The organism is Mycolicibacterium mageritense, from assembly GCF_010727475.1.
GTDB lineage: Bacteria > Actinomycetota > Actinomycetes > Mycobacteriales > Mycobacteriaceae > Mycobacterium > Mycobacterium mageritense.
Map to the genome: position 1 here is coordinate 2,647,346 of NZ_AP022567.1, position 25,701 is coordinate 2,673,046.

Consider the following 25,701-nt stretch of genomic DNA (forward strand, 5'->3'; position numbering starts at 1 on the left):
CCGTGCGTCTCCTTATGACGGCGCATCCAAACGATCCAGTGAAGAGGGACCGTGACTTCGATCTACGACGACCCCACCGCGTTCGCGGAGGAGTCGATCGATGGCTTTGTAGCCGCCAACCGCAACTATGTCGGGCGGCTTGATGGCGGGGTAATCCGCTCCGCCGCAATGTCTCCTGGACAGGTTGCGGTGGTAATCGGTGGGGGCTCGGGGCACTATCCCGCCTTCGCCGGACTGGTAGGTGTAGGCCTTGCGGCCGCATCGGCCTGCGGCAACATGTTCGCGTCGCCGTCGGCAGGTCAGATCTATCGCGTGGCGAAGGCCGCGGACATGGGCGGTGGCGTCCTCTTCACCTACGGCAACTACGCGGGCGACGTCATGCACTTCGACCAGGCCGCAGTGCGACTCCGAAACGAGGGTATCGACGTCCGTACGGTGCGCGTCACCGACGACATCGCCAGCGCACCACGGGATCAGCGGTACAAGCGCCGCGGTGTGGCGGGTGATCTGCCCGTCTTCAAGATTGCCGGCGCGGCAGCGGAATCGGGCGAGGACATCGACGAAGTCGAACGGTTGGCCCGGAAGGCCAACGACCGGACCCGTTCTCTGGGTGTGGCATTCGGCGGCTGCACGCTGCCGGGTGCCGCGCAGCCGTTCTTCTCCGTTCCGCCCGGCAGGATGTCGGTGGGGCTCGGAATTCACGGCGAGCCCGGTATCTCCGAGTCGGACATGCCCACGGCGAGCGAGTTGGCCGCACTGTTGGTCGGACGCCTGCTGGACGAGAGGCCCGACGATTCGGAGAGCACTGTGGTGCCCATTCTCAACGGCTTGGGCACCGTGAAATACGACGAGTTGTTCGTGCTGTACGGCAAGGTCGAAACGCTTCTGACCGCAGCCGGGCTGCGAGTGCTCGAACCGGAGTGCGGAGAACTCGTGACCAGCCTCGACATGCCGGGGCTGTCTCTGACCCTGTTCTGGCCCGACGAGGAACTTGCCGGCTACTGGTCGGCGCCGGCCGACACGCCCGCCTACCGCAAGGGCATCCTCGACCGCCACGTCCAGCGAGATATCACCCGACTCCGCGAAGCTGCCAGTGCCACCGCCGAACCAGGCAGCCCAGCGGCGACGCGGCTGGGAGCCCTTGCCGTCAGTGTCTTCGAAACGGTCAGCGCAGTGGTAGCTGCGCACGAAGATGATTGGGGCGTACTGGATTCCGTCGCAGGCGACGGTGACCACGGCATAGGTATGCGACGCGGCGCCGACGCGGCGGCTGCGGCAGCGCGTGCCGCGGCGGGTACCGGCGTGAGCAACGTCCTCACCACTGCCGGTGAAGCGTGGAGTGAAAAAGCCGGCGGTACGTCCGGTGCGCTGTGGGGTACCGCGCTGATTCAGATGGGTCGAGTCGTGGGCAATAACGACGCCTATACGGCGGCGGATGCGGCTGTTGCGGCCCGCGCCTTCTGCTCGGCCGTCATCGAGTTGGGCAGTGCGGAAGTGGGTGACAAGACCATGGTGGACGCGGTCGTCCCTTTCGCCGACGTGTTCGGCGACGAACTCGATCGCGGCAGCCCGGTGAGACGCGCCCTGATCGCGGCTGCCGCGGCAGCGAAGCATGCGGCGGAGGCGACTGCCGCCCTGCGACCGAAGTTGGGCCGGGCCCGGCCACTGGCGGAAAAGAGTCTCGGACACCCTGACCCGGGTGCGGTCTCGTTTGCCGTGATCGCCGAGGGGCTCGCCGAAATGCTTTCCGCCGAGGAGATTCCCGCTCCAGAAACTGTTCTGACCGCCACCGCCAGTGAGAGTGAACGATAACCACATGATGAGAGAGATCGCAGTAGTCGGGTCCGGATATATGGGAGGCGGCATTGCCCAGGTGTTCGGCCTCGCCGGCGCCCGGGTCGCCCTTGCCGACGTCAGTGCGGAGATCGCCAGAGACAACTACCACCGGTTGATCGCCGAATCGAAGGAGTTCGTCGCTGAGGGCCTGTTCCCCGAAGGGGCGACCGAGACCCTCGAGACCAACCTCTGGCCCGCGGTCTCGCTGGCCGAGGCGGTCTCGCAGGCGGATTTCATCGAAGAGGCCGTCCCCGAGATCCTGTCGGTCAAGCAGGACACGTTGCGCCAAATCAGCGGCGCCGCCCGGCCTGACGCGATCATCGGTTCGAACACCTCCACCATCTCCATCGGCGACATGGCGGGGGCCGTCGCCAATCCCGGCCGGTTCCTCGGAATACACTTCAGCAACCCGTCGCCGTTCATACCCGGAGTCGAGATCATCCCGCACGCCGGTACCGACGAGAGTGTCGTCGCGCGGGCACGACAAGTGATCCACGAGGCCGGAAAGTCGACCGCACAAGTCAAGGACGTCACGGGGTTTGTGCTGAACCGGTTGCAGTACGCCCTTTTCCACGAAGCAACCCAGCTGGTCGAGGACGGCACGGCGACCGCCGATGACATCGACACCCTGGTGCGCACAACGTTCGGCTTCCGCCTGCCCTTCTTCGGACCGTTCGCCATCGCCGACATGGCCGGCCTGGACGTGTACGAGTTCTGTTACCGATCTCTGCAGACGGACTTTCCCGACCGGTTCGCAACACCCCGCGTCCTGGCCGAACTGGTCGCGGCGGGCAAGCTCGGAACCAAGACCGGCGCGGGCTTCCTTGACGTCCCCGCTGAACGCATCCCCGAATTGATTGCGTACCGCAACAAGGCCTATGTGCTGATGCAGAAATTGCTCGATGAGCTCGGACCCGCGCCGCTCAAGTAGCCAGGCGATCGGCCTGATCATCTGTGCCGTCGGAGTGGTCCTGATTCTCACGTCACGGTAGTGCGAATCGCCACCTCGCTGAACCCATTGTGTTGCACCACCATTCGACAGGAGCAGTGATGTCAACGATCGACCTGACCGCAAGTAAGGAATTGTTGCGCGACCCGGTCCTGGCATCGGCGATATCCAAGGCGTCTCGCCGGCTGATGCCGATGCTCGTCATTCTCTACATCATCGCGTTTCTCGACCGCACCAACGTCGGGTTCGCGGCCGAAGCGCTCGAGGTGGACCGCGGGGTCTCCGCGGGCGCCTACGCACTCGGCGCGGGAATCTTCTTCATCGGCTACGCATTGTTCGAGATCCCCAGCAATCTGATGCTCAACCGGGTCGGTGCGAAGTACTGGCTGGCCCGGATCGCCATCACCTGGGGAATCGTGTCGGCGTGCTTCGCATTCGTGCAAGGCCCAAACTCGTTCATCGTGCTTCGGTTCCTGCTCGGTGTGACCGAGGCAGGCCTGTTCCCTGGCGTCATCATGTTCCTGGCCGCCTGGTTCCCAAACAAAGTGCGGGTCAAGATGTTCGCCATCTTCTACCTGGCACAGCCGGTGTCGCAGATGGTGGGTGCGCCGTTGTCCGGTTGGTTGCTCAACATCGGTGACCAGATTCCCGGGGCGCACGGTTGGCAGGTCATGTTCGCGGTCGAAGGACTGTTGGCAGTCGTCGCAGGCGTGGCCGCTCTCATCTTCCTGATCGACGGACCCGAGCAAGCGAAGTTCCTCTCGGCCGCCGAGAAGAACGCACTCAAGCAGGTCATGGAGCAGGAGGACACCGTCAAGGAGGAGTCCGGCCCGAGTGGTGTGTGGAACGCCATGAAGAACGGAAAGGTGTGGTACTTCACCACCATCTACTTCTGCATGCAGGTCGCCGTCTACGGCGTCACCTTCTACCTGCCCGCGCAGGTGTCTGAACTCACCGGAACCAAGGTCGGGCTGAAAGTCGGCGTGCTGGTGGGAATCCCGTGGCTGTTCGGCATCTTCGCGTGCTACTTGATCGGGCGCGCGGCGACCACCGTGCAGCGGCGACGGACTTGGGCAACGTTGCTGTTCATCTCTACGGGCGTGTGCATCTTCGGGTCCGCCTGGGCGGGAACCTATCACCAACCGGTGCTGGGTCTGATGTTCATCACGTTGGCGGTCTGCAGCTTCCTCGGCGTCGGACCCATCGTCTGGTCGTACCCCGCAGCGTTCCTGACCGGCGCGGCGGCCGCAGCGGGGATCGGACTGATCAACTCCCTGGGCAACCTCGGCGGATTCGTGGCGCCGATCCTTCGCACAAAGGTCAACGAGGTCGTCAATGACACCGCGGGTTCGGCCGGCATCTATGCGCTCGGGGTACTGCCGCTGGTCGCCGCCGTGATGATGTTCGGTACGCGCAGGTTTCGTGTCAAGGCGGACGAGTTGCTCGACTGACAGCGTCACCACAGTCGAGAACCACTGCACCAGAACATCATTCATGTAAGCATGAGGAGACACCGGATGACGATCGCCGACATCGAACCGTTGACCAGAGACAACTGGCCGATCGCCGCGGCGATGATCAACTTTCCGTCAGTGTTGGCGGACGGAACGACGACGCAGGATCAAGACGCCGAGGGTTGGGCTGCCACTCTCGAGCAGATTGCCGACGCCGGATTCACCGAATTCGATCCGACGGATTCCTGGCTGCGGGTCGCAGACCTCAGCCCATCGCGGCTCCAGGAATTCCTCGATGTCGTGAAGAGTGTCGGCTTGACGATCCCGGCGATCTCCACGGCGCGGCGCAGCGTTGTCGACCCGGATTTCGGCGATGACTATCTGGAGTATGGGCATCGCGTGATCGACACCGCTGCGGCCATCGGCGCGGCCATCGTGTCCTTCGGATTCTTCCGTGCCCTGACTCCCGCCCAACGGAATGCCCTGTGGTTCTGGACTGTTCAAGGGCCCGTCGACTCCTTTGACCCCGTCGACTGGGATCGCGCCGTCCGGCGCACCCGTGAACTGGGCGAGCATGCCGCGCAAGCCGGGATTGCCATATCGCTGGAAATGTATGAAGACACCTACCTCGGGTCGGCGGACAGCTCGGTCAAATTCGTTCGTGACGTGGATCATCCGGCTGTCGGCCTCAATCCTGACCTGGGCAATCTTCAGCGCCTGCACAGACCGGTGGAACGGTGGGAAGTGATGGCGGAGAAGACCCTCCCGTACGTGAACTACTGGCACGTCAAGAACTACTTCCGCACCGAAGACGGCACCACCGGTGCCATCGTGACGGCGCCTGCCCCACTGGAATTGGGTGTCATCAACTACCGCAAGGCAGTACAGATGGCCATCGAAAAAGGTTTCAGGGGGGCCTTCTGCACAGAACATTACGGCGGCGACGGACTCAGCGTCAGCGCAACCAACCGGGAGTACCTACGACGAATCCTGCCCAAGAGCTGCTGAATGCCTGCCGCAGCCACCATCGGAATCAGCCTGAAGATGTACATGGGCTACGAAGAGACGGCGCGCTGGTGTCGACGAATCGCTGATATCGCCGGCGAGCACCCGGCTGTGGCGGATGGCCTGACCGAGCTGTTCGTGCTCCCCAGCCTTCCGGCGATCGCCCGCTGTGTCGATATCTGCGCCGGCAGTGGTGTCCGGGTGGGCGCTCAGAACGTGTTCTGGGAGGACGCCGGAGCTTTCACGGGAGAAGTGAGCGGAGCGATGCTCGCGGAAATGGGGTGTTCTTACGTCGAAGTCGGGCATGCGGAACGTCGCCGAATTTTCGGCGAGTCCGACGACATGATCGCATCGAAGGCGAGGGCTGCGTTACGCAATGGGCTCACGCCGGTGGTGTGCGTCGGCGAACTCGAGCGGATGGCACCCGAGCAGGCCGCGCGGTTGTGTATCAGCGATGTGGCAGCGGTGCTGGAGGCGGCTCGCGCTCACGTAATCCCTGCGCCTCTGATCGTGGCATACGAACCGCAGTGGGCGATTGGGGCCGCGGAGCCCGCGCCGGTCGAGTACATCCAGGAAGTGTGCCGGGCAGTAAGACGGTGGCTGTCCGGGCAGCCCACAGCACAGGGCAGCCGAATTGTGTACGGCGGAAGCGCCGGACCTGGACTCTTGAGCCGGTTGGGCGGCGCAGTCGATGGCTTGTTTCTTGGTCGTCGAGCACATGATCCCGCTGCAGTTGTGTCCATCCTCGACGAGGTTTCCGCGGCGGTGAGGGCCTCGTAGGCTGCGCGGCGCTGCGACCACGGATCAACGGCGGCCTCGGCACGATCCTGGGGTTGGCACCGTTCATCGGCTTTCAGCCCGGACCTGCTCGGCGATGTCTGCGAGTGCCTCGCTGCGTGTTTCCGGCGCCCAGGCCCAGCAGATGAGTCCGCCGACGGCCAGCACAACAACGCAGGCGATGAGCGCGACGTTGACGTCGAACGTCGAGACCACGATCGGCAGCAGGAAGGTACTCATGGCGGAGCCGATGCGGCTGGCGGCAGTGGCGATCCCGACGCCTGAGGCCCGCAGATCGGTGGGGAATAGTTCTGGTGGGTAGGCGAATTCGAGGTTGACCGCCGCGGCAAGTACGAGCGCGAAGGCTGCGAACAAGATGACGGCGACGACCGGGCTCGTCCCCGCAAACGCGACAAGGGCGGCCAGCAGCGCGGCACCGATGAAGAACGAGCCGATGAGGAATGCGCGTCGGGAGATGCGGTCGATGATGAGCAACCCGATTACCGCACCGACGAGAAGGAACGCGTTGTAGGTGGCGCCGGCTCCCAACTTGCTGTGAACACCAAGGGCTTCCATGATCTGCGGCGAGAATGTCCCGAGCGCAAAGAACGGAATGACCTGGCAGACATAGAACAGGGCACCGACGGCAGTGCGCTTGCGGAACTTCGGGGTGAACAGCACGCGTACGCCTCGCCGCTGGGTGACGGCGGTCTCTGGGGACGGGGGGAGGACATCGGGGCCGAGGTGGGTGCGCACGACGCGGGCCGCTTCTTCGGGGCGGCCGTGCTGGGTCAGCCATAACGGCGACTCAGGCACACCGAGGCGGAACCCGAAGATGAGCAGCGCAGGCACCGCGCTGACTGCCAACATGTAACGCCAGGATTCACCATCGATCAGGGTCAACAGATAGCCGACCAGGTAAGCCGCGACGTATCCGGTCGCCCATGCCACCGCCAGCAGGCTCATCAACCGGCCACGGAAGTTGCGCGGCGCATGTTCGGTCACCAGCGACTTGCTGACCACGTAGTCGGCGCCGAGCACTATTCCGATGAGGAGCCGTAAAACCAGTAATTGCCAGGCAGTTTCGATGAAGAACTGCAGCGCGGACAGGACTGCGAACACCAGCATGTCCCAGCCGAATATGGTGCGCCGGCCGATCCGGTCGGCGATCGGTCCGGTGACGATGGCACCGACAAACAGGCCGGCGAGGGTCGCGGCACCGAGCAGACCGATCCACAGTGGGGTGAGGCCGAGTGCCGATGTGGAGGCCGTGATGACGATACCGATGATGCCGAGGATGAATCCGTCGCTGAACTGCCCACCGGTGCCTGCGATGGTGACGCGGATCTGAAACTTGGTGAGGGGCGCGTCTTCGTACGCGACGGGTGTACTGGGGCGAGTGGTGACGTCAGGCATGGCTGGATCCGTTCGACCCGTTCGACCCGTTCGACATGGTCTGTGCCTGCGCGTGGAACTGGGTAGTGGTGGCTTCGTAGCCGGACGCGGCAGACTGGGTGACCCAGGAATCGAGGGCGCCCTGCAGATTGAGCTCCCGACGGGGACCGTCCCAGGTGATGCCAGAGACGCAACGTTGCGCGAAGACCGTTGCCGCGGCCGTGATGTCGTCGAATATGGTGATGATCGAGTCGACGATCACCGGTTCCATGACGTTGAGTTCGAGTTCTCCTGCTGACAAGGCACATTCGACGGTATGCGCTGCGCCGCGGACCCGATAGCTCAGCTGCATCACATATTCGGGGATGGCGGGGTTGACCTTGGCGGGCATGATCGACGATCCGGCTTGTACCGCCGGGATCGTCAGATCGCCGAATCCGCCGGCGGGCCCGGATGACAGCAGCCGGATGTCGGCGGCGATCTTGGCCATCGTGATCGCGACGCGCGCGCCGGCGTCTGCGATCGTGCCGTAGGGATCGAGGTTCGACAGCGCGTCGAAAAGGTCGGCAGCGGGCACCAGATCATGCCCGGAGAGGGCGGCGAGTTCGCGGACCGCGATCTCCCGGTAGCCCTGCGGTGCACCGAGCCCTGTACCCACGGCCGTGGCACCGAGGGGAACCGACCGCAGTTCCACGACCGCTGCGTGTAGGGCTGCGGCTGTGCGTCGGACGGCGGCAGCTTGCGCGCGGTGGGTCTGCCCGGCGGTGATCGACACCGCATCCCGTAGACAGGTTCGGCCCAGACGAGGTGTGTCGTCGAACTCCTCGGCTTTGGCGTCTAGAGCGGCGGCCAGGTTGGTGAGGGCCTGCAGCGGTGTGGTCGCGAGGTCCAGCATTGTCATCGCCATTGCCGTCGGATAGGTGTCGTTCGTGGACTGCGAGGCGTTCACATGGTCGTTGGGATGGACCGGGGTGCCAGCGAGCTCTGTGGCTCGCGTGGCGATGACCTCATTGACGTTCATGTTGGTCGTTGTGCCGCCCCCACCGAGCAGCAAGGCGGAGGGGAACTGGGAAGTGTGTGTGCCGCCGGCGATTTCAACGCATGCCGTCGCGATTGCCTCGGCGCGCGCACCGTCGAGCGCCCCGAGTTGACGGTTGGCGCGCGCGGCGGCCAGTTTCACCAGCGCGTAGTTGCGGACGAAGTCCGGCACGTCGCCGAACGCGCGCCCTGGCCCAGGGAAGTTCGCGAGAGCCAGCGAGGTCTGCTGCCCGTACAGGACGCCCGTCGCGGCGCCGGCGGTCTGTGTCGTGACCAAGTGATTCAGCCTTTCCTGTGATGAGTACCACTGGAGGAAGACTGTAAGAAGCCACATCACCGGGGCCAACCATCGATGCTGATACAACAACACTTTTTTCGCCTGGCTGGGCTTTTTCGTGGCGGAGGCAGAATACTGTTGCTGTGACAGCAACAATGTCGAAAGGCGGAGATGGCGACGGACTCCACAGCTGAACGGGTCGCGGCTCTGATCCGGGCCTTCGGCCGCGGCGGGAACGCCGACGGCGAACACGCGGTTAGTGACTTGGCGCGCGCGGTGGGGCGCGAACGCAGTCAGGTGTCCCGCATGCTGAAATCCCTGGAACGCGGTGGTCTGGTCGAGCAGGTGCCCGACACCAAGCGTTACCGCCTCGGGTGGCCGTTGTTGGTGCTGGCATCAAGCGCGGGCAACACGCCGTTGTTGCGGGCCGCGCGCCCGGTGTTGCAGACACTCGTTGCGCGCGTTGGAGAGGTGGCGCTGCTGTCTGTGCAGCAGGGTGACCGTTCCCTCACCGTGCTCCGCGAGGAGTCGCACCAATCTCTGCGAGCCGGTGGATGGGTGGGGCGAAGTTCACCCATGCATTGCACGGCGTCGGGTCGCGCATTGCTGTTCGACAGCGACGATGAGCTCATCGAAGCACTCACCGCAGAGGCGCTCCGTACTCCCATCTCGACGCTGGCCGCGCCGAAGGACATCGACGAACTCTTGGCCAGGATCCGAGAAGAGCGGCGGCAGGGATACGCGGTCGCCAGCGAAGAGATCGAGATCGGCCTGACCTCTGTCAGCGCCCCGGTAAGGGATCGCAACAACACGTTGATCGCCGTCGTCAACGTATCCGGGCCGACCTCTCGGTTGATCACGCGCGTCGAGGACATCGCGAAGCTGCTCCTCACGGCCGGCGGCGCAATCGAGCGCAGTCTCGCCGTCCCCACCCAACCGGCACGCGCGCGCCGCTGATCCGACGACTTTTTCGCGAAAGCGCATGCGCAAGCGCTTGCGCGGCCTCTAAGCTCCTGCAGAGCACGTGGCGTGACCGGCGTCACATCGGGACAGAGGAGTCCGTATGTTCGGAAAGCGCAACAGAAGCACGCTTGCGGTCGGGGCGGTTCTCACGGCAGGCTCGCTCGTTCTCGGTCTGACCGCCTGCAGTGGATCGGGTTCGGACAGCGTCAAGATCGGTCTGATCACCAAGACCGATTCGAACCCGTTCTTCGTGAAGATCCGTGAGGCCGCCAAGGCGCAGGCCGACAAGGACGGCGCTGAGTTGATCGCGCTCGCGGGCGCCTTCGACGGCGACAACGAGGGCCAGGTGGCGGCCATCGAGAACATGGTCGGCCAGGGTGTGAAGGGGATCCTGATCACGCCGAACTCGTCCACGGGCGTGCTCGACGCGATCAAGAAGGCGCGTGACGCCGGTGTCATCGTCATCGCACTCGACACCGCGACCGATCCCGAAGACGCCGTCGACGCCACCTTCGCCACCGACAACAAGGCCGCAGGCGTCAGCCAGGGCAAGTGGGTGCGGGCCGCCCTCGCCGGCAAGGCCCCCCAGGTGGTGATGCTGGACGGAACCCCGGGCGGCACCGTCGACACGTTCCGCCATGACGGATTCCTCGAAGGTTTCGGGATCACCAACAACTCGCCGGAGATCGTCGGCCGGGAGAACACCAACGGCGATCAGACCAAGGCGCAGACCGCCATGGAGAACATCCTCCAGCGCGCGCCGGGTATCAACGCGCTCTACACCATCAACGAGCCCGCAGCCGCCGGCGCATACCAGGCGATCCAGTCCGCCAACCGCACGGGCCAGATCACCATCGGGTCCATCGACGGAAGCTGCACGGGCATCGCGGACGTGAAGTCCGGAAAGATCGGCGCGACGGTGCTGCAGTTCCCGGCGAAGATGGCCGAGCAGGGCGTGCAGGCCGTGGTGCAGTTCGCGAAGGACGGTACCAAGCCCAGCGGATTCCACGACACCGGTTCGCAATTGGTCACGGACAAGCCGTTCCCGGGCCTCGAGTCGCAGGACACCGCCTGGGGCGAGAAGAACTGCTGGGGCTGAGCGGGTACATGACCACCGGGGCTCCTGCGACAGCGACGCCATCGGTGTCGAGCCGGCTCCACGTCGGAAACCTCCTGCGTGAACCGTTGCTCGGCCCGCTGGTGGCGCTCGTCATCGCCATCGTCATCTTCAGTTCGGTCTCGAACTCGTTCCTCAACCCGCAGAACGTGTCGCTGATCCTGCAACAGTCGGTGGTCGTCGGCATCCTGGCCGTCGGCCAGACGCTGATCATCCTCACCGCAGGCATTGATCTCTCGATCGGCGCGGTCGCGGTGTTCGGGACCATCGTGCTGGCCCAGAGCGCGGGCGCCAGCGGCCCGGTCGTGGCGCTCGCGTTGACGCTTCTGGTATGCGTGGTGTTCGGCGCGATCAACGGCGGGCTCGTCACGATCCTGCGGTTGCCGCCGTTCATCGTCACGCTGGGTACGTTCACCGCGATCCTGGCGGGCACTCGCCTGCTCGCGGGTTCCGAGACCTACCGGGTGGAGCAAGGTCCACTCACGTTCCTGGGCACGTCCTTTCGCATCGGGTCGTTCTCCACGACGTTCGGTGTGGTCGCGATGCTCCTGGTCTACCTCGTGACGTGGTACGCATTATCCCAAACCTCTTGGGGCAAACACATTTACGCGGTCGGTGGCAACCCACAGGCATCGAATCTGTCCGGTATCAAGTCCGGGCGCGTGCTGTTCTCCGTCTATCTCACGACGGGTGTGATCGCCGCCATCGCGGCGTGGGCGGCTCTCGGTCGAATCCCCAACGCCGACCCGAACGCTTACCAGAACGCCAATCTGGAGACCATCACCGCGGTGGTCATCGGCGGGACCAGCTTGTTCGGCGGGCGTGGCGGTGTCGTCGGAACCCTGGTGGGCACGCTCATCGTCGGCGTTCTTCGCAACGGCCTGACCCAGGCCGGCGTCGACAACCTCTACCAGAACATCGCGACCGGCATCCTCGTGATCGTCGCGGTGGCCGTGGATCAATTCGCCCGCAGGAGAACACAATGAGCGACGCACCAGTGCTCGAGGCGCGCGGACTCGTCAAGAAGTACGGTCACGTGACCGCGATCAACGGAGCGGACTTCGAGCTCCGTGCGGGCGAGGTGCTCGCGGTCATCGGGGACAACGGCGCCGGAAAGTCGAGCCTGATCAAGGCTTTGGCAGGCGCGGTGATCCCGGACTCGGGTGAGATCCTGATGAACGGCACACCTGTGTCGTTCAAGAACACGCGGGACGCCAGGGCGGCCGGAATCGAAACGGTGTACCAGGATCTCGCGGTGGTGCCGGCCCTCGACATCGCGTCGAACCTGTACCTCGGGCGTGAGGTGCGCCGTAAAGGCATCGCGGGCAGCCTGTTTCGCAGACTCGACATGCCGAAGATGCGGCAGGAGGCGTCGCAACACCTCGCGGACCTCAAGATCGGCATCAAATCCGTGACCCAGTCTGTGGAGACGTTGTCCGGTGGCCAGCGGCAGGGCGTCGCGGTCGCGCGCGCCGCCGCCTTCGGGCGCGGTGTCATCATCATGGACGAACCGACTGCCGCCCTGGGCGTCCGGGAGTCGGGACAGGTCATCGACCTGATCAAGTCGATCCGCGACCGCGGCATCCCGGTGGTGCTCATCAGCCACGACATGCCGCACGTGTTCGAGGTGGCCGACCGGATCCACATCCACCGGCTCGGGCAGCGGGCCGGTGTCGTCGACCCGAAGAAGCGCACGATGTCCGAAGTCGTCGCGCTCATGACCGGTGCGGAGGAACCGACGGATGAGGAACGCGCCGGTCTCTGAGAAGGCTCCGGTCGGAGTCTTCGTCGGGTTGGCGACGCTCGACGTGATCCACCGCATCGCGAAACCGCCTGCAGCCAACCAGAAGATCACGTCGAACGCGCAGTTCGTCGCGGCAGGCGGGCCGGCCGCGAATGCGGCCGTCACCTTCGCCGCGTTGGGCGGGCAGGCCATCCTCGTGACGGCCCTCGGCGTCGATCCGGTCGCCGAGCTGATCCGGGCCGATCTCGCCGCCTACGGCGTCACCGTCGTCGACGCGGCGACGGGAACCTCCCGGGCCGTGCCGGTCTCCGCGGTGTCGGTCGTCGAATCGACAGGTGATCGGTCGGTGGTCTCGCTGGATGCCGTGAACTCCGACGCGACGCCTCCGGGCGGCCTCGCCGATCTCGTGGCGGATGCCGACGTGGTGCTCGTCGACGGGCACCACCCGCTGATGGCCGAGGCCGCGGCTCACCACGCGACGGCCCGGGGCACCCCGCTCGTCGTCGATGCCGGCCGATGGAAGCCGGTGATGCCCAAGGTCATCCCGCACGCAACCGACATGGTGTGCTCCAATGACTTCCGAACGCCGGGCGCCGACAGCTCACAGGCCGCAGCCGCGGCACTGGTCCGGGACGGTGTTCCGACCGTCGTCATCACTCACGGCGGCGATCCCGTCGAGTGGTGGTCGGGCGGGAGGTCCGGTTGCGTGCCGGTGGACCAGGTGGAGGTGGTCGACACGCTGGGTGCCGGCGATGCCTTCCACGGCGCGTACGCGTATTTCACGACCCAGCCCGGCGGTGTTGCCGAGCGCATCGAGCGCTCCGCTCGCGTGGCAGCACTACGGTGTTCGGTGGTCGGGCCGCGGGCCTGGCTCAGCGAACTCCCCGGTGTGCAGACACGAAAGCGAGAACGGTGATCGTCGAACAGGATGTGCAGGATGTCACCCTGCACGAGTTGGTCGAGTGGGCCAAAGCACTCGTCGTGCCCGGCGAACGCCGCATCCTCGGTCTCACCGGAGCGCCGGGAGCCGGGAAATCCACCGTCGCAGAACAACTCGTCACCGCGCTCGGGCCGGATACCGCCGTGCTCGTCCCGATGGACGGTTTTCATCTCGCCAACGAAGTGCTGATCGACCTGGGCCGGCTGGAGCGCAAGGGCGCGCACGACACATTCGACGACGGCGGCTATGCACGGCTGATCGCGCAGCTGCGGGCACAGCGCGCAGGCGACCCGGTCGTATATGCGCCCCGATTCCGGCGCGAGATCGAAGAGTCGATCGGCTCGTCCATACCCGTCCCGGCGTCGGTCCCATTGGTCGTCACCGAGGGCAATTACCTTCTGCTGGAGCGCGATGCCTGGCCTGCCGCGCGGTCCTGCATCGACGAGGTCTGGTTCCTGGCCCCCGACACGGCCGTTCGTCACGCTCGGCTGATCCGCAGGCACGAGGCTCACGGCAAGTCCCCCGAGGACGCGGCGTTGTGGGCTCTCGGGTCCGACGAGCGCAACGCCCGACTGATCGAGTCGACCGCAGGTCGCGCGGACCGCATAGTGCGTCTCCGATGATCACCATGGGCGACGTGGCCCGCATCGCCGGCGTCTCGGCGTCCACGGTCTCGCACGTGCTCAACGGCACGCGCAAGGTCGACACCGTCACGCGACAGCGCGTCGAAGCGGCGATCGAGGAGACCGGGTACCGGCGCAACGTCGTCGCACGATCGCTCGCGGCCGGACGTACCCACACGGTCGGCTTGTCGATCTCGGCACTGACGAATCCGTACTTCGGGAGCCTCGTGCACGCCGTGGAACAGGCGCTGTCGGACGCCGGTTACGTGCTGATCGTCGGAGATTCGCACGACCACGTGGAGTCGGAGAAGCGCGTCACCGACTCGCTGCTCGACCGTCAGGTCGACGGGATGATCGTGGCGCCTGCGGCGGGTTCGGAACGGCTCACCCTTCCCGAGATCACCCGCACCGGAACTCCTCTGGTGCTGATCGACCGAGGCGTCGACATCGGGTGCGATCAGGTCGGTCCGGAGAACTTCTCGTCGGCGCGGGCGCTGACCAAACACCTGCTCGATCGCGGTCATCGCCGGATCGGCGTCGTCCGCGGGTTAGCCGGGATCTCCTCCACCACTGAGCGATTCGACGGCTATTGCGCTGCGCTCACCGGCCGCGGTATCGCGGTCGAGGACACCCTGGTGCTCGACGGCGAGTCCAGCACGGACGTGGCCGAGCGCGAGGTGCACGCGCTCATGTCAGGTGAGAACCGACCCACCGCGCTGGTGTCCCTGAACAACGCGATGACCATCGGAACCCTCAAAGCGGTGCGCGGCCTCGGCTTGTCGATACCGTCGGACGTGGCGTTCGTCTGCTACGACGACTTCGAGTGGGCGGATCTCTTCGAACCCAGGCTCACCGCGGCGGCGCAGGACGTCGAGACGATCGGCACCACCGCGGTCGAGCTGCTTCTGCGTCGCATGCGCGGGGACGACGGCGCCCCGCACCAGATTCGGGTGCCGACGACGTTCCACCACCGTAATTCGTGCGGGTGCACGTAGTGCTCGCGACCGCGGGTTCAGTGGCCTGCGGGTTTGCGGGCACCCGCGCGGCGGGAAGGTCTGGATGTCTTCAGTGGCTCGGCGGTCCTCTCGGGAAGCCTTGTCAGGCTTTCGATGTGGGCCAGCGCCATGTCGAGTGCGGTGGCCATCGGAGCGACATCATGATTCGCCTGCGCCAGTAGGTAGCCGCCCTGGAGTGCGGCCATCAACCCGGTGGCCAATGCGTCCGGATCGGCCCCGGCAGGAAGGATCCCGCCGTCTTGCATGCGCCGAAAGCCGGCTGCCAGCAGGCCCTCCCACGTCCCGAAGTGCGCTGACAGCGACGCGCGTGCCTGTTCGTCTTGATCGGAAAGCTCGATCACCATGCTGCCCAGCGCGCAGCCGTGGGCACCGCCCTGCAGGGCAGCGCCTTGCACCAGGGCGTCCCGCCAGCGCCGGAGACCGCTCATGGACTTTATGCGGGCCAGGCGCTGCTCCTCGCGCGCGAGAACCTGTTCGGCCCGCAGTGCCACCACCGCACGCACCAGTTCAGGCTTGCCGGTGGGAAAATGTTTGTAGAGTTGGGACTTGCTCGTGCCGGTCGCAGCGCGCACGTCGTCGAGAGTGACGGCGTTGACGCCACGGACATACATCAGATCAGCGGCCGACGAGACTATCCGGGCACGGGTCGCCTCCCCGCGCGCGGTCGTCCGCCGGGGAACCGGACGTTCATCGCTGGTCACCGGCGCGACACTACCGGGTGTGCCAGGCGGGCTGGACTAGAAGTTGATCATCTTTCCGGTCAGGCCGTGGAACGTCTCCTGCAGAGCCTCGGACAACGTCGGATGGGTATGCACGTTGCGGACCAGTTCCTCGACGGTCAGATCCCAGCGCTGGGCCAGGGTGAGCTCGGGCAGGAGTTCGGCGACGTCGGCGCCGACCAGATGTGCACCCAGCAGTTCCCCGTGTGCGCGATCGGCGATGACCTTCGCAAATCCGGTGGGATCTCCGTAGCCATGGGCTTTTCCGTTCGCGCGGAATGGGAACTTGGCCACGGAGATGTCGCTGCCACGTGCAGCGGCATCCTCGCGGGCCTGCTCCTCGGTCAGGCCGAAACTTGCCACCTGCGGTTGGCAGAAGGTCACGCGTGGCATCATCGCGTAATCGGTCACCCCCAGCGTCGGTGCGCCTGCCACGCTTTCGGCCGCGATTATGCCCTGGGCCTCGGCGACATGGGCGAGCATCAGCTTGGCGGTGACATCACCGACGGCGTACACGCCGGGCACAGTCGTCTGCATGACGTCGTCGATAACGATGCCGCCGGTGCGAGGGTCGACCGCCACGCCGAGTCTCTCCAGGCCGTAGCCCGCGGTATTGGGAGCGAACCCGATGGCCTGCAAGACGACATCGACGCTGAGTGTTTCCGCGTCGGCAGCGCCGGGCCTGCGATATGTCAGGTGGACGGCGTCAGGGGTTTCGATCATGCCCTCGATATGCGTACCGACCAGGATCGCGACGCCGAGTCTGCGGTAGGCCTTGGCGATTTCTCGGGAGACATCGACATCCTCGTTGGGCAGCACTCGTTGCAGGCTTTCCACCACAGTCACGGAAACGCCGTAATTCGCAAGCACATACGCGAATTCGATGCCGATCGGGCCCGCGCCGATGATCGCGATGGACTCCGGTAGCTCGCGGGACATGATCTGTTCCTCGTACGTGCGCACCCGGGGTCCGCGCCGGGTGCCGGGCAGCAGCCGAGGGCTCGCGCCCGCGGCGATGATCGCCGCGTCGAAGCTGATCCGGGTGTCGATGTCCCCGCTCTTGATATGCATGGTGTGGCGGTCGAGAAAAGACCCCTGACCTTCGTACTCGTCGATGTTGTTCTTGCGCATGAGAAACCGCAGACCGCGCACTCGCTCCACGGCGACCCGGCGGGAGCGGTCGAACGCCGTGGGATAGCGCATGGTGGTCGCGCCTTCGATACCGAACGTCCCGGCGTCCACGCGCAGCAGGTGCGCGATCTCGGCGTTGCGCAGCAGCGCCTTGGACGGGATGCAGCCGACGTTCAGACACACGCCGCCCCAGTAGTGGGCTTCGACGACGGCCACTGACAAGCCCAGCTGCGCGGCGCGGATGGCAGCCACGTACCCGCCCGAACCCGCTCCGAGCACTACGACGTCATACCGCATGGACCGGCCCTTCCTTTGTTACGTACGTCGGGGTGACGGCAGGTCCACCGCGGGGCGTCGGGTAGCTGCCTGGTGATGGACTCCCGTACGAATAACACGGAGTGGCAACATATTACAGCGATATCCCGTTGACCGTACCTTCGGAAGCCCTGAATCACCCGGCAATGCCGTTGCACTCACCCGGGTGAATTTCTCGGCAGGGTGATGACGGCTCACCCCGGGGCGGTGGAGGCTGCTCTACAGATGGCGAACGGAGGGTAAGTGCAGCCGACGATGTACGAGATCTGCGTTCGAGGGCGCGTGACCGAGCGGCTCGGATCCGCAATAGAAGGGATGCGCCTTGAATCCCGCGCGACAGAAACTGCGTTCATCGGTGAAATCCGGGACCAGTCACAACTTTACGGACTGTTGGACCGGGTCCGTGACCTAGGTCTTGAACTCATCAGCGTACAACCGTGGCTCGCGGTTGATCCGTCAAGGCATTCCAATGGGAAGGCAGCCAGAAAATGACCCCGAAAGCACTACTCACCGTCCTGCTCGCCGGTGCCATGGTCGCGCCCGCGGCGCACGCTGACCCGTCATCGCAAAATGGTCAAAACCCCATCGTCCGACCGGTTTTCGACCAACCAGCCAATATTCCCGGTAAGTCGCTACAAGCAGTGGCCGTCACCTATCCACCCGGAGCCCGGAGCGCCGCTCACCACCACGCGAAATCGGCGTTCATCATGGCCTACGTGGTCTCGGGGTCGATCCGCAGTCAGCTCGAAGGCGAGCCCGCGCGGGTCTACCACGCGGGCGAGACGTGGAGCGAAAGCCCGGGCGCACACCACACCATCAGCGAGAACGCCAGCACGACCGAGCCCGCTGAGCTTCTCGCGGTCTTCCTGGTCGACACCGGAGACGGCCCGCTCACCGTCGACGACGCCGGGGTCGATGAGCCGCCGGGCCGGTGATGAGAAGGGGACATGGTCATGCAGGTAGTTGAACCGATCCGGATTGTGCGGACCGCGCTGCGGCTGTCGCTCGCGGCAGCCTTTCTATCCGCTGTTGCCGACCGATTCGGTTGGTGGGCGCCTTTGGGTCAGGGTAGCTGGGGGAGCATGAGCGCATTCGCCGGCTATCTGCACCAGCTGGTGCCGTTTGCTTCTGGCTGGTTCCTGACGGCCATCGCATGGGTGGCCACGGCTACCGAAACAACTCTGGGAGTCTTGCTCGTGACCGGCTGGCGGCCGAAGCTCGTCGGCGCTGCGGCGTGCCTGGTGATCATAGTGTTCGGCACGGCGATGGCGGTATCCCTCGGTGTGCAGTCACCGCTCAGTTACAGCGTCTTCACCGCAGCAAGCGCGGCTGCGGCCTACGCGGTTCTCGGTACCACGTGGCCGCGACCCATGGCCGGTCCCGCGCCCTCGTCAACCGCAACCCTGGGAGGTTCATCGTGAAGATTGTGATCATCGGCGGCCGTGGACTGATCGGCGGCAAGGTGGCGGCTCAGCTCAGCACACAGGGACACGATGTGCTCGTCGCCTCACGCCGATCAGGTGTCGATTCGCTCACCGGCGAGGGTCTCGCCGCCGCTGTTGCCGGCGCGGATGTCGTTGTCGACGTCGCCGATTCGCCGTTGTTCGACGATGAGCCGGTGATGCACTTCTTCACGACCGCGACCACGAATCTTCTTTCTGCCGAACGCGAAGCGGGGGTCGGTCATCACGTCGCGTTGTCGGTGGTGGGCGCGGAGAAGATGCCGGACAGCGGGTACAACACCGCGAAAGCAGTTCAGGAACGGCTGATCGCAGGTTCGGATCGGCCGTATTCGATAGTGCGGGCAACTCCGTTCTTCGAATTCGCACTCGCCTTGGCTGATTCCGCGACCGACGGGGACATCGTCAGGCTGCCACCCGCGCTGTTCCGTCCGATCGCCGCCGACGATGTGGCGACGGCCGTGGCCCGCGCGGCGGTTGCGCCGCCTACCAACGCGATCACGGAGATCGCCGGGCCTGAGGCCATGGGGATGGACGACTTTGTGCGCATGGGCCTAGCCGCCAACAGTGATCGGCGTCAGGTCGTGACCGAACCACGAGCACCGTACTTCGGTGCGGTGATCGATGATCGCACCCTCGCACCCGACGACAACGCCACGATCTTCACCACTCGGTACTCCGAATGGATCGACGCCGCCTCCGACCGCCGCCAGGGAACGTGAAGGGAGAGACGGTCGATGATCGACTCAGAATCAGAATCGACAATGACCGTGCTGCAGGAAGTGCGGTCACCGTCGATTCCCGCGAACGCCCACGTGCTGACCGTCCTCGTCAGCCATCCACCTGGTGCCGCGGGTTACCCGCCGCATCGGCTGCCCGGCGGCCCCGGATTCGGCTACATGATCGACGGCGAGATGTTGTTCGAGATCGAGGGAGAAGCGCCACGTGTTCTCCGCGCCGGTGACGCGTTCTGGGGATCCGGTGGCGATGTGATCCACTATCGGGACGCCAACAACCGCGCCGACATTCCCTGCAGCTTCGTCCTCACCTTGCTGTGTGCACCCGGACGTCCGGTGCTGGAACCGGTTACGGACGAGGATCTGCAGCATCGAAAGCCCCAGCGCGTCAGCGCAATCAGCGCGAGCGCCAGCTCTGATGACGAGCGCAAACGTCAATGGCGCGAGGTCACGCGTGAGCTGGTGTTGACCGGGGCCACTGCGACGGTCGCAGTACCCGCCCCGCAAGCGCACGCCTCGATGTCGATCAGCGTGAAAGGCAAGGCGCTGTCGGAAGACCTGTTGCTCGCCACCACCGGGAACGTCGCCATGCCCTCCGTCGACGACAACACAGACACCTACACCCGCTCCATGAGCGTGGTACCGATGCGACTCGACGTACTCAGCCAGGTGCCCGAGATCTCCGTTCTGGCACACGGCATGACCGAGCCGGCCGAACTTCGGTTGGTGGTCGAATTGGCTGCGCGAAACCCGCAGAACCACACCGCCTCCGTGCTGAGGTGCGAATTCGACTCCGTGCGCCTCGATCCGCAGGCTCCGCTCGCACGCCTAGAGTTCGAGCCGCAACATGTCGAATCGCGCCGGTAGCGCCCGCGCTGCGGCAAATCACCCAGAGCCGAGGAGAGGACCGAGTATGCACTTTGACGCCAAGAAGGTGATCGTGGTCGGCGGAAGCGCCGGTATAGGGCGGCAAGTCGCCGTGGACGTCGTCGAAGGCGGCGGTAGCGCTGTGATCGTCGGGAACTCGAAAACGCGGGTCGACGACACCGTCGCCGAGCTCACGAGCCGGGGTGGCCGAGCCTGGGGAATCGCCGCCGAGTTGACTGACCGCGCGGCTGTCACTGATGTGGGGCGCACGCTATCCGAGCAGCACACCGACGCGACCCTGCTGGTCAATTCGGCCGGATTCTTCATCCCCAAGGCGTTTCTGGAGTACGACGCGCGGGATTACGACTCGTACATGGAGCTCAACTACGCGCTGTTCTTCCTGACACAGACGGTCGTCGAGGGCATGGTCGGCCGTGGGGAGGGCGGCTCGATCGTCAACATCGGCAGCATGTGGGGCCATCAGGCACTGGGCGTGACCCCATCGTCGGGTCACTCGATGCAGAAGGCGGGGCTTCATGCGTTGACCCATAACCTGGCGATAGAGCTTGCCGAGTACAGGATCCGCGTGAACGCGGTGGCTCCGGCCGCCGTCAAGACACCAGCTGTCGAGCGGTGGATCCCGAAGGACGAGATCGACGCCACGCTCGATACGTTCGCACCGCTTCACCCACTGGGACGAGTCGGCACCCCCACCGATGTCGCGAATGCCATCACCTTTCTGCTGTCCGAGCGAGCAAGTTGGATCACCGGCGCAATCCTCAACGTCGACGGTGGGGTGATGGCCGGCCGCAACTGACGGGTTGTGGCAACAGGGACGAGAGGTTCAGGAGGACAGAGCAGTGACCAGCGACATCTTGAGGCCAGGCGGCCCGGCGGCCCGGTATGTCGGCCGAACCGAAGGCAAGTCGGTGTTCCTCGGGACGGTCGGCGTCCGGCACATCGTCAACAGGGTTGAGGCACAGGGACGGTTCTCGGTCCTCGAGCATCCGATGTCACCGCGCGCGCTCGCCGCAGCACTTCACCGCCACCACGACGAAGACGAGTACAGCTGGATAATCGAGGGACGCGTAGGAGCCCTGCTCGGTGACGAGGTGATCTACGGCGGGCCCGGCGACTTCATCTTCAAACCGCGAGGCCAATGGCACACCTTCTGGAATGCCGGCGATGAACCCGCCCGCGTCCTTGAGATCATCTCCCCCGCAGGGTTTGAGGAGTTCTTCGATGAGCTTGCTGCCCTCGGCGGGGTCGACGGGATACCGGCAGAAGCCCTGGACGCCCTCTGTGCGAAGTACGCACTCGACATGGATGTCGACAGTATTCCCGAGCTGTGCAAGCGCTTTGACGTGAAGTTCCCCGGTGAACCCATTTGATCCGGACGAAGAACCCACCGTAGTGAGTCGGAGGGAGACTTCGATGTGCGACAGCGCCCACGTTCAGATGGTCGCGGGAACCGACGAGTTGATCACCAGGCGGCTGCGGCTGCGCCCATGGACGCGTGGCGATGCCGAAGCGGCGCTGGCCATCTTCGGCCGTCGGGAAGTCGCGCGATGGCTGGTCCCGGCCATGCCTCGCGTGGACGAGGTCGGCGATATGCGCCGCCTGCTGGACCAGTGGATCACCGAACACGATGAGTCCGAGCAGGCATCGGGTCATTGGGCGATCGAGATCCGCGACAGCGACTGCGTCGTTGGGGCGGTTTCCCTGCTCCCGCTGCCACCCGGCAGGACTGATCTCGAAATCGGCTGGCAAGTTGCTCCCGCGGCATGGGGGCACGGTTACGGTGCCGAGGCCGGCCACGCGGTGGCGCACCAGGCCTTCGCCAATGGGGTATCGGAGGTGTTTGCGGTGGTGCGTCCGGGCAATGTCCGAGGTGTGGCAACCGCACGCCGCGTCGGAATGGAGTGGGTCGGCGAGACCGACAAGTACTACGGCCTCACACTGCAGGTTTACCGACTCACCGCGCCCGATCTGGATTATCCCGAACCCGCCGCACCTCGATGACATCGAGCGTGGACACCTGTTGCGCGAAGCAAAGGAGATCGAGCACATGTCGACCGGAGTCGTGTTGTTTGCCGACCCACACGCAACCAATCGCGTCGATGACATGGTGGCGCAGGCCGGCCGCGCGTACGAGCTCGGCGTCCGCCAAGTTTGGCTGAGCCAGAACAACGATCATGATGCGATCGCGCTCGCGGCATTGATCGGCGCGGCCGTACCGGGGCTCGGTGTGGGCACGGCAGTGGTACCGATCAACCCGCGTCATCCGTTGATCGTCGCGCCGCTGGCGCAGACAGCGCAGGCTGCGACGCACGGTAATTTCAGTCTCGGTCTTGGATTGGGTGGTCACGAGCCCGAGCGGCGGGCCTTCGGAGCGTCGTGGTCCAATTCGATTGCCCGCCTTCGCGAGCACTTGACGGTGCTGAGGTCCATTTTTGATACCGGCGCAGTCGACTTCTGCGGCACCGAGATCAGCGCGCAGCCCGGATGGCCCGTCCGAGTCCCCGGGGGTGCGCCGGTGCCGGTGTACGTGGCCGCCATGGGCCCAAAAGCGCTGCAGGTCACCGGCGAACTGGCCGACGGTACGCTGCCCTATCTCGCGGGGCCGCGGACCATTGCCGAGTTCATCGAACCGACCATCGCGAAGTCCGCGGCCGAGGCTGGGCGGCCGAAGCCCAGGATCATCGCGCAAGTGCCCGCGCTCCTGTCCGACGACACCGATGCCGCGCGAAACTTCGCGGCTGAGCAGTTGAGTTTCTATGAGCCCATTCCGTCGTATCGGAAAGTGATTGCGCGAGAAGGTGTCACCGGTGCAGCAGAACTTGCCGCAGTGGGTTCGCCGGAATCGGTGCGGCGTCAACTTCAGCGGTATCTGGACGCCGGTGCGACGGATCTCGTGCTCAGCGGACTGGCCTGGACGGACGCGCGCGCAGCCGAGGAACTCTGGGCTTTCACAGGATCGCTCTGAGCCGGCCCGAGGCGTCGGCATCAGCCTAGGCGCGGACTATATAGTCCATTAATTCCGTCGGCAGGCGCCGTGGAAGTGCGCCAAATGGGCGTTGCTGTCCGGGTGATGGCCGTCCGGCGTCCGTTGCGCCAATTCGGTAGCCAGCTTAGTGCGGACCAAATCGTCCATTATGATGGTGCCGTCCGGTGCCGAACGAGCGACGCCGGGGCTTAGCCGTGATGGACTCCAGCGAAAGGACGGCGCAAGGTGGCAACTGTCGCTATCGTGGCGCACTCGCGAGCGGGAAACACCTGGCGCCTGGCCGAGGCGGTCGGCGAGGGCGCCCGCGCCATGGGTGCGCGCATTCAACTGGTCCGCATCGACGACGATGGTGCCGTCGAGGAGGCCGGGTGGGGCACGCTGGCCGCTGCTGACGGCATCATCTTCGGCTGCCCCACCCACATGGGCGGCCCGTCGTGGCAGTTCAAACGGTTTGCCGACTCTACTATTCGCGCGTGGCGGTCCACCCAGTGGCGCGACAAACTCGCAGGCGGGTTCACCAACTCGACCGGGATGAGCGGCGACAAGTTCTCCACCCTGACGTACCTGTGGACGCTCGCGATGCAACAGGGCATGGTGTGGATCGGCTCGGGTATGAAGCCGGCCATCGCCTACGACAAGTCCGCCTCCCGCGAAAGCCTGAACTACGTAGGCGGTTACGGCGGGGCGATGGCCACCAACCCGTTCGATGATCCACAGGCGATGTCGCGCGCGGACCTGGCGACCGCAGCGGCCTTCGGGGAGCGCTTCGCCACCTTTCTGGCGACCGGAAAAACGCCGAACACGCCGTACGTCGACTTCGCGAAAAACTGACTCCGCCAACGATCTGCTGGCTATCTACGTTGGCGTAGCCTTAGTATCGCTTTTGGGAGACATGACGCCATGGACGCGATCGCCTATGCACACCGAGACCGGGTCACCTAACCCGGTTGCCGGGTTGGATCTCCACCTGGATCGCCCCGGCGGCAAGGTGCGCGACGGTGTGATGGAAGCGATTCGCGATGCGATCCGCTCGGGGCGATTGGCGCCTGGCCTCCAGCTGCCGTCGAGTCGTGCGTTGGCCGCCGACCTTGGTGTCGCGAGAAACACCGTGGCCAGTGCCTACGCCGAACTCATTGCCGAGGGCTGGCTGACATCGCAGCATGGCTCATGCACCTTGGTCGCTCAACGCACTACCGAAGTCGTCCGGTCCGTTGCTCCACCCCCTTACCGACGACCGCTGCGCCGGCTGGACCACGACTTCCGACCAGGGCATCCGGACCTGGCGTCATTCCCGCGGACCGAGTGGAGCCGTGCGGTCAAGCGCGCGTTGAACGCTGCGCCGTTCGAGGCGTTCGGCTACTCCGACCCACAGGGGCGGCTGGAGCTTCGTGACGCCCTCGCGCAGTATCTTGCGCGCGCCAGGGGAGTCCGGGCTCATCCACGAAACATCGTCATCTGTAGTGGCGCGGCCGAAGGATTGAGCCTCGTGGCTCGCGCGCTGGCGGAGGCCGGAGTCGTTGCCCTTGCGGTTGAGGAATTCGGCCTCTACACACAGTGGGATTTGCTCACCAAAGCCGGATTACGGTGTCCGCCTTTGGCACTCGACTCAGACGGCGCCGACGTGACGGCACTCGGCGACATGGCAGAGGTGGGCGGCGTGCTGCTCACGCCGTCGCACCAGTTTCCCACCGGGGTGTCGTTGCATCCCGACCGCCGCGCCGCAGTCGTCGATTGGGCGCGACGAACGGGTGGCGTGATCGTCGAAGACGACTATGACGGCGAATTCCGATACGACCGCAGCCCTGTCGGGGCGCTACACGGCGTCGATCCCGACCATGTCGTCTATCTGGGTACAGCGAGCAAATCACTGGCGCCGGGACTTCGACTCGGCTGGCTGGTGTTGCCGGACCGCCTTGTCGAAGCGGTGGTGCGGCAGATCGGTGAATACGGCGAGACGTCTGGGTTCGTGGACCAGTTGACGATGGCCGAGTTCATCGTTTCGGGTTCGTACGACAGGCACATTCGGACGATGCGCGTGCAGTACCGCCGCCGCCGCGAGGAACTGGTCAACGCCGTGGCCCGGTCGTCCCCGACCAGCACCGTGACGGGGATGCCCGCGGGTCTGCAGGTGATGATCGAGCTCGCCGACGGCGCCGAGAGTGCATTGTCTCGTCAGCTCGCATGGCGGCGGCTCGGCGTGGAGGGCCTTGATCGGTACCGCCATCCTGAAGCCGACACCGAGCGCGACGGTTTGGTGATCGGGTATGCCTCGCCCGCGCCGAGCGCATGGTCAGGGGCTTTGGACGCCCTGATCGGACTGCTGCCCTGAAG

25 protein-coding genes and 2 pseudogenes are annotated in these 25,701 nt (G+C 65.2%); 23 read left to right on the plus strand and 4 right to left on the minus strand.

From position 1 onward, the window contains the following. Window positions 1-51 precede the first annotated feature (51 nt). The 5 genes from G6N67_RS12420 to G6N67_RS12440 all read left to right on the plus strand — a co-directional run bounded on the left by G6N67_RS12420 (window position 52) and on the right by G6N67_RS12440 (window position 6,024). A complete protein-coding gene (locus G6N67_RS12420) occupies window positions 52-1,812 on the plus strand; it encodes a dihydroxyacetone kinase family protein (RefSeq protein WP_036430625.1) in 1,761 nt (586 codons plus the stop codon). A 4-nt stretch (window positions 1,813-1,816) separates the two neighbouring features. Beyond that, the gene (locus tag G6N67_RS12425) at window positions 1,817-2,767 is read left to right on the plus strand and encodes a 3-hydroxyacyl-CoA dehydrogenase family protein (RefSeq protein ID WP_051578588.1); all 951 of its coding nucleotides are present in this window, start codon (window positions 1,817-1,819) and stop codon (window positions 2,765-2,767) included. A gap of 119 nt (window positions 2,768-2,886) precedes the next feature. After that, on the plus strand, window positions 2,887-4,236 hold the full coding sequence (locus G6N67_RS12430; RefSeq protein ID WP_036430629.1) for an MFS transporter: 1,350 nt from the start codon (window positions 2,887-2,889) through the stop codon (window positions 4,234-4,236). Between the two features lie 66 nt (window positions 4,237-4,302). Beyond that, entirely contained in the window at window positions 4,303-5,247 is a 945-nt protein-coding gene (locus G6N67_RS12435; RefSeq protein WP_036430631.1) for a sugar phosphate isomerase/epimerase family protein, read from the plus strand. Next, window positions 5,248-6,024: a triose-phosphate isomerase family protein gene (locus G6N67_RS12440; protein WP_036430634.1), complete on the plus strand. Its 777-nt coding sequence runs from the start codon at window positions 5,248-5,250 to the stop codon at window positions 6,022-6,024. It abuts the gene before it with no gap. 63 nt (window positions 6,025-6,087) lie between these two features. Here G6N67_RS12440 and G6N67_RS12445 read toward each other — a convergent pair whose 3' ends face one another. Together G6N67_RS12445 and G6N67_RS12450 are read right to left on the minus strand one after the other, a co-directional pair. After that, window positions 6,088-7,437, minus strand: coding sequence for an MFS transporter (locus G6N67_RS12445; protein ID WP_036430636.1), 1,350 nt, complete (start codon window positions 7,435-7,437; stop codon window positions 6,088-6,090). Continuing rightward, entirely contained in the window at window positions 7,430-8,788 is a 1,359-nt protein-coding gene (locus G6N67_RS12450; RefSeq protein ID WP_081812461.1) for a lyase family protein, read from the minus strand. Before G6N67_RS12450 ends, G6N67_RS12445 begins: the two co-directional genes overlap by 8 nt. 114 nt (window positions 8,789-8,902) lie before the next feature. Between G6N67_RS12450 and G6N67_RS39645 the strand changes: the two are divergent. The 8 genes and pseudogenes from G6N67_RS39645 to G6N67_RS12485 all read left to right on the plus strand — a co-directional run. Beyond that, window positions 8,903-9,037, plus strand: a pseudogene (locus tag G6N67_RS39645) (hypothetical protein); the annotation flags it as partial. After that, a complete protein-coding gene (locus G6N67_RS12455; protein ID WP_235684124.1) occupies window positions 9,038-9,688 on the plus strand; it encodes an IclR family transcriptional regulator in 651 nt (216 codons plus the stop codon). It begins immediately after the preceding pseudogene. A gap of 106 nt (window positions 9,689-9,794) precedes the next feature. Next, entirely contained in the window at window positions 9,795-10,793 is a 999-nt protein-coding gene (locus G6N67_RS12460) for a substrate-binding domain-containing protein (protein ID WP_036430640.1), read from the plus strand. 8 nt (window positions 10,794-10,801) lie between these two features. Beyond that, window positions 10,802-11,797: an ABC transporter permease gene (locus G6N67_RS12465; RefSeq protein WP_036430642.1), complete on the plus strand. Its 996-nt coding sequence runs from the start codon at window positions 10,802-10,804 to the stop codon at window positions 11,795-11,797. Further along, window positions 11,794-12,576 carry an ATP-binding cassette domain-containing protein gene (locus G6N67_RS12470; RefSeq protein WP_036430644.1) on the plus strand — a complete coding sequence of 261 codons (783 nt, stop codon included), beginning with the start codon at window positions 11,794-11,796 and terminating at the stop codon, window positions 12,574-12,576. Before G6N67_RS12465 ends, G6N67_RS12470 begins: the two co-directional genes overlap by 4 nt. Continuing rightward, the gene (locus tag G6N67_RS12475; RefSeq protein ID WP_036430646.1) at window positions 12,554-13,471 is read left to right on the plus strand and encodes a PfkB family carbohydrate kinase; all 918 of its coding nucleotides are present in this window, start codon (window positions 12,554-12,556) and stop codon (window positions 13,469-13,471) included. The genes G6N67_RS12470 and G6N67_RS12475 overlap by 23 nt, the downstream gene beginning before the upstream one ends. After that, entirely contained in the window at window positions 13,468-14,118 is a 651-nt protein-coding gene (locus tag G6N67_RS12480; protein ID WP_081812462.1) for a nucleoside/nucleotide kinase family protein, read from the plus strand. The genes G6N67_RS12475 and G6N67_RS12480 overlap by 4 nt, the downstream gene beginning before the upstream one ends. Beyond that, window positions 14,115-15,113, plus strand: a complete 999-nt coding sequence (locus tag G6N67_RS12485) for a LacI family DNA-binding transcriptional regulator (RefSeq protein WP_036430648.1) — start codon at window positions 14,115-14,117, stop codon at window positions 15,111-15,113. Before G6N67_RS12480 ends, G6N67_RS12485 begins: the two co-directional genes overlap by 4 nt. Before the next feature lie 17 nt (window positions 15,114-15,130). On the opposite strand, the gene G6N67_RS12490 is transcribed toward G6N67_RS12485, so the two are convergent. Together G6N67_RS12490 and lpdA are read right to left on the minus strand one after the other, a co-directional pair. Next, a complete protein-coding gene (locus tag G6N67_RS12490; RefSeq protein WP_081812463.1) occupies window positions 15,131-15,835 on the minus strand; it encodes a TetR/AcrR family transcriptional regulator in 705 nt (234 codons plus the stop codon). Window positions 15,836-15,871: 36 nt separating this feature from the next. Further along, entirely contained in the window at window positions 15,872-17,281 is a 1,410-nt protein-coding gene (lpdA, locus tag G6N67_RS12495; protein ID WP_036430650.1) for a dihydrolipoyl dehydrogenase, read from the minus strand. A 506-nt stretch (window positions 17,282-17,787) separates the two neighbouring features. Between lpdA and G6N67_RS12500 the strand changes: the two genes are divergently transcribed. The 10 genes and pseudogenes from G6N67_RS12500 (at window position 17,788) to pdxR (ending at window position 25,699) form a co-directional block, all read left to right on the plus strand. Beyond that, window positions 17,788-18,234, plus strand: coding sequence for a cupin domain-containing protein (locus G6N67_RS12500; protein WP_036430652.1), 447 nt, complete (start codon window positions 17,788-17,790; stop codon window positions 18,232-18,234). Window positions 18,235-18,252: 18 nt separating this feature from the next. Then, window positions 18,253-18,720 (plus strand): hypothetical protein, encoded by a 468-nt coding sequence (locus G6N67_RS12505; RefSeq protein ID WP_230022509.1) that lies wholly within the window; start codon window positions 18,253-18,255, stop codon window positions 18,718-18,720. Continuing rightward, complete coding sequence (locus G6N67_RS12510) at window positions 18,717-19,481, plus strand: SDR family oxidoreductase (protein ID WP_036430654.1); 765 nt, start codon at window positions 18,717-18,719, stop codon at window positions 19,479-19,481. Before G6N67_RS12505 ends, G6N67_RS12510 begins: the two co-directional genes overlap by 4 nt. A gap of 15 nt (window positions 19,482-19,496) precedes the next feature. Beyond that, window positions 19,497-19,889: pseudogene (locus G6N67_RS39190) on the plus strand (cupin domain-containing protein); the annotation flags it as partial. A gap of 520 nt (window positions 19,890-20,409) precedes the next feature. Continuing rightward, entirely contained in the window at window positions 20,410-21,180 is a 771-nt protein-coding gene (locus G6N67_RS12520; protein WP_036430658.1) for an SDR family NAD(P)-dependent oxidoreductase, read from the plus strand. Between the two features lie 43 nt (window positions 21,181-21,223). Beyond that, window positions 21,224-21,754 (plus strand): cupin domain-containing protein, encoded by a 531-nt coding sequence (locus G6N67_RS12525; RefSeq protein ID WP_230022507.1) that lies wholly within the window; start codon window positions 21,224-21,226, stop codon window positions 21,752-21,754. Between the two features lie 43 nt (window positions 21,755-21,797). Then, window positions 21,798-22,385 carry a GNAT family N-acetyltransferase gene (locus G6N67_RS12530; RefSeq protein WP_036430661.1) on the plus strand — a complete coding sequence of 196 codons (588 nt, stop codon included), beginning with the start codon at window positions 21,798-21,800 and terminating at the stop codon, window positions 22,383-22,385. 46 nt (window positions 22,386-22,431) lie between these two features. Then, entirely contained in the window at window positions 22,432-23,349 is a 918-nt protein-coding gene (locus G6N67_RS12535) for an LLM class F420-dependent oxidoreductase (protein ID WP_036434983.1), read from the plus strand. 246 nt (window positions 23,350-23,595) lie between these two features. Then, window positions 23,596-24,201, plus strand: a complete 606-nt coding sequence (locus G6N67_RS12540) for a flavodoxin family protein (protein ID WP_051578590.1) — start codon at window positions 23,596-23,598, stop codon at window positions 24,199-24,201. Between the two features lie 85 nt (window positions 24,202-24,286). Next, window positions 24,287-25,699: a MocR-like pyridoxine biosynthesis transcription factor PdxR gene (gene pdxR / locus G6N67_RS12545; RefSeq protein WP_036430663.1), complete on the plus strand. Its 1,413-nt coding sequence runs from the start codon at window positions 24,287-24,289 to the stop codon at window positions 25,697-25,699. Window positions 25,700-25,701 lie beyond the last annotated feature (2 nt).